Below are 3,700 nucleotides of genomic sequence, written 5' to 3' on the forward strand. Positions count from 1 at the left end.
CGACCCCGGTTTCCAGGTCGCCCGGTTTGCCGAGAATCTCGCCGTCCAGGACCGCGGCCTGGTCGGAGCCGATGACCAGGGCTGGTTCATCGCAGGCACTGGCCACGGCCAGCGCCTTTTCCCGGCTCAGGCGACCGACATAGGCCTCCGGGCTTTCCTCCGCGTTGATTGATTCATCAATATCAGCGGGGTGCTGTTCGAAGTCCGGAACCAGCCGACGCAGGAGGTCGGCCCGGTAGGGTGATCGGGACGCGAGGACGATTCGCTCGGGTGTGGATTCGGCCTCTGCCATGATGATTGCTCCGGTGGCGGCTTGCTTGGGGGTCTTTTACGCCACGCCAGCCGTCGGGTCAATCCCGTGAGTGCAGGGAAAACAACAAGTTGGCCAAATTTCGCTTTGACAGTGGGGTGGTGTTCCCGTACCATTGCCCGTTTATGTCGAAGCCGTTTTTGGACCCTCTTGATCCGGAGCGCCTGGCTGCGGGGCAGACCGCCGCCGAAGGGCATGTGGCGCTCGACCGGATGCCGCGATTGAACGCCGAGCTGTGCCTCTCCGCGGGCGCCGAGGCGGATGAGGTCTGGTGCCGAATGCGCTTTGACCGTGATGCTCACGGTAGACTGACAGTCAGGGGTGAAGCCCGAGTGACGGTGCCCCTGGAATGCCAGCGCTGCCTGGAGCCGGTGGCAAAGCCCCTGGCGGTGAGCTATGACCTGGTCATCGTTGACAGTGAAGCGGATGTCGATGCCTTGCCCGCGGAAATGGACGCCATCATCCGCGAGCAACGCCTCCTGGATCCGGCTTTGCTGTTGGAAGAGGAATTGATGGTGGCGTTGCCGATTTCGGCCCGCCATGAGCGGATCGAAGACTGTGGCCCGTTGGCCAGGGATGAGATGCTGTTGCCGCCGGATTCCGAAGGGCAATCCAGCGAACCGGCACCGGGGCCAACCCGGCGACCTTTCCAGGTCCTCGCCGCCCTCAAGGGCGGTGGCAAGAAAAAATGAATGGATGTCTTCAGGGGCTGACCCCAGCGGCATCCCATCGAGCAAGCTGGATCACGCCAATGCGTGATTCCTTTGAAACTCAAGCTTAAGAGCAAGTCTGGAGCAGACAATGGCCGTTCAGAAGAATCGCAAGACCCCGTCCAAGCGTGGCATGCGCCGTGCACACGACAGCCTGAAGAACCCGACCCTGTCGGTGGACCCCACCACCGGCGAGACCCATCGCCGCCATCACGTCAGCCCTGACGGCTACTATCGTGGTCGCAAGCTGGTCGCTACGCCGGCGGATGAGATTGATTTCGAAGAGGACGAGGACTGAGCTCGCTGGAGCTACCTCGCGTCCGAGAGGCCGCGGCCGGGTGCCGCGGCTGCTTTTTGACGGCCCCGAGCGGGCCGTGACAATGGCAATCCGCTTCGATCAGTCTCGTTGGAGTTAATGCATGAGTGCTCGCATCACACTGGCACTGGACGGGATGGGAGGTGACCACGGCCCCAGTGTCGTTGTGCCTGCCGCGCTCGCTTTTCTGTCCAGGCGGGATGATGTTTCCCTCATTCTGGTCGGAGATGAGTCCGCCCTGGAGTCTGCCCTCGAAGGGGCCGATACGGACCTGCGCAAGCGCATCCGCATTCACCACGCCAGCCAGGTGGTCAATATGGATGAGTTGCCCAGTCAGGCCCTGCGCGGCAAGAAAGACTCCTCCATGCGGGTTGCCATCAATCTGGTCAAGCAGGGTGAGGCCCAGGCCTGCGTGAGCGCGGGTAACACCGGCGCCCTGATGGCCACCTCCCGCTTTGTGCTCAAGACCCTTCCCGGCATCGATCGCCCCGCCATTATCTGCCCCATCCCGGCCCGCGGTGGTCATACCCACATGCTTGATCTGGGTGCCAGTGCGGATTGCACTGCCGAGCACCTCTTGCAGTTCGCCGTTATGGGCTCGGCCGTGGCCACGGCCGTGCATGACATCGAGCGACCCAAGGTCGGCTTGTTGAATATCGGCGAGGAAGAGATCAAGGGAACCGAAACAGTTCGTGATGCCTCGGCCATGCTCAGCGACAGCAGCCTCAACTACATTGGCTATGTGGAAGGCAACGACATCTTCGGTGGTGGCGTGGACGTGGTGGTCTGCGAGGGCTTTGTCGGAAATGTCTCTCTCAAGACCATGGAAGGCGTGGCAAAAATGATTGGCGCCTACATCAAGGAAGAATTCAACCGCAATGCCTTTACCCGTCTGCTGGCGCTGGTGGCCATGCCGGTGCTGCGGGCCCTGCGTCGACGAACCGATCCACGGCGTTACAATGGTGCCAGTCTGGTGGGCCTTCAGGGTATCGTGATCAAGAGCCATGGCGGCGCTGACATGGTAGCCTTCGAGAACGCCATTCATATTGCGGCGCTTGAAGTGAAGGAAGACGTGCCGGCGCGAATCAGTCGGTTGTTGGAAGATGAAGATAAAGAGAGGCAGGGCGTTTGATGTATTCACGCATAATCGGTACCGGTCGATATCTCCCGGAAAAGGTCCTGAGCAATCGCGATCTTGAAAAGATGGTGGAGACCAGCGACCAGTGGATCCGGGAGCGAACGGGTATCGAGCGGCGGCATATTGCCGCGGATGGTGAGACGACCTGCGATCTCTGTGAACACGCCGCCCGTAATGCCATGGAAGCGGCCGGTGTAACTCCTGACGATATCGACATGATCATCGTGGGGACCACGACACCGGATCAGATCTTCCCCAATGTCGGCTGCCTGCTCCAGGAGCGCCTGGGTAATCGGGGCGTGCCGGCCATCGGCCTGGAAGCCGCCTGCAGCGGTTTCATCTATGGCATGAGCGTTGCCGACAAGTTTATCCGCACCGGTGCGGCCAAGCGGGTTCTGGTGGTCGGGGCCGAGACCTTGTCACGATTCATTGACTGGACCGACCGTTCCACCTGCGTGCTGTTCGGTGATGGTGCCGGTGCGGTGATCCTGGAAGCCTCCGATGAACCGGGAATCATTTCCACCCATATCCACGCCGACGGCAGCTACAAGGATCTGCTGTATTTCCCCTCCGGCGTGTCCAAGGGCTTCAACGATCTCAAGTCCGGCAAGGATTTTGTACAGATGAAGGGCAATGAGGTCTTCCGCGTGGCGGTGACCACCCTGGGTCGCATCGCCCGCGAGACCCTGGAAGCCAACAACATGTCGGGTGACGAGATCGACTGGCTGATTCCCCATCAGGCCAATCTGCGCATCATCGAAGCCACTGCCAAAAAGCTCAAGATGCCCATGGAGCGTGTCATTCTCACCGTTCAGGATCACGGCAACACCTCCTCGGCCTCGGTGCCCATGGCCCTGGATGTGGCGGTCAGGGATGGTCGAATCCAGCGCGGCCAGACTATCCTTCTCGAAGCCTTTGGCGGCGGCTTCACCTGGGGCTCGGCACTCATTCGATATTAAGTGTTGAGTGCTGAGCACTCAGCACTCACAACCTTTCCTGCTCCGGCTCATCCCGCTGCGGCACTTCCGTGGGTACCTCGAAGCTGAGTGTTTCGCCATCGCGCTCGATTTCGATCTCCACGTATTCCCCGACTTCCACGCCCCGGAAGGCGTCAAGAAAATCCATGGGGCTTTCCGGTTCGATATCGCCCACCCGGGTTACCAGATCGCCGGGCTGGATGCCCAGGGTTGCCGCGCTGCCCTCGACCCGGCTGATCAACACCCCGC

The 3,700-nt window shown here is 61.0% G+C and carries 6 protein-coding genes; 4 read left to right on the forward strand and 2 right to left on the reverse strand.

Features of this window, described 5'->3' with window-relative positions:
- Positions 1-292: Maf family protein (locus ACJWXQ_RS11030; protein ID WP_406672816.1), on the reverse strand; the 292-nt coding region annotated here is incomplete at its 3' end.
- A 158-nt stretch (positions 293-450) separates the two neighbouring features.
- On the opposite strand from ACJWXQ_RS11030, the gene ACJWXQ_RS11035 reads away from it, so the two are divergent.
- The 4 genes from ACJWXQ_RS11035 (at position 451) to ACJWXQ_RS11050 (ending at position 3,433) form a co-directional block, all read left to right on the forward strand.
- Positions 451-1,002 carry a YceD family protein gene (locus tag ACJWXQ_RS11035; RefSeq protein WP_346053026.1) on the forward strand — a complete coding sequence of 184 codons (552 nt, stop codon included), beginning with the start codon at positions 451-453 and terminating at the stop codon, positions 1,000-1,002.
- 109 nt (positions 1,003-1,111) lie between these two features.
- Positions 1,112-1,318 carry a 50S ribosomal protein L32 gene (gene rpmF, locus ACJWXQ_RS11040; protein ID WP_346053028.1) on the forward strand — a complete coding sequence of 69 codons (207 nt, stop codon included), beginning with the start codon at positions 1,112-1,114 and terminating at the stop codon, positions 1,316-1,318.
- A 121-nt stretch (positions 1,319-1,439) separates the two neighbouring features.
- Positions 1,440-2,468, forward strand: a complete 1,029-nt coding sequence (gene plsX, locus ACJWXQ_RS11045) for a phosphate acyltransferase PlsX (RefSeq protein ID WP_346053030.1) — start codon at positions 1,440-1,442, stop codon at positions 2,466-2,468.
- Positions 2,465-3,433 carry a beta-ketoacyl-ACP synthase III gene (locus tag ACJWXQ_RS11050; protein ID WP_346053032.1) on the forward strand — a complete coding sequence of 323 codons (969 nt, stop codon included), beginning with the start codon at positions 2,465-2,467 and terminating at the stop codon, positions 3,431-3,433. Before plsX ends, ACJWXQ_RS11050 begins: the two co-directional genes overlap by 4 nt.
- A 25-nt stretch (positions 3,434-3,458) precedes the next feature.
- On the opposite strand, the gene ACJWXQ_RS11055 is transcribed toward ACJWXQ_RS11050, so the two are convergent.
- Positions 3,459-3,700: PDZ domain-containing protein (locus tag ACJWXQ_RS11055; RefSeq protein ID WP_406672817.1), on the reverse strand; the 242-nt coding region annotated here is incomplete at its 5' end.

The organism is Natronospira sp. (assembly GCF_007134575.1).
GTDB lineage: Bacteria > Pseudomonadota > Gammaproteobacteria > Natronospirales > Natronospiraceae > Natronospira > Natronospira elongata.

Excerpts from the sequence above, each read along its gene's own strand:
- rpmF (WP_346053028.1), top strand. The coding sequence starts at position 1,112 with ATGGCCGTTCAGAAGAATCGCAAGACCCCGTCCAAGCGTGGCATGCGC.
- plsX (WP_346053030.1), top strand. The coding sequence starts at position 1,440 with ATGAGTGCTCGCATCACACTGGCACTGGACGGGATGGGAGGTGACCAC.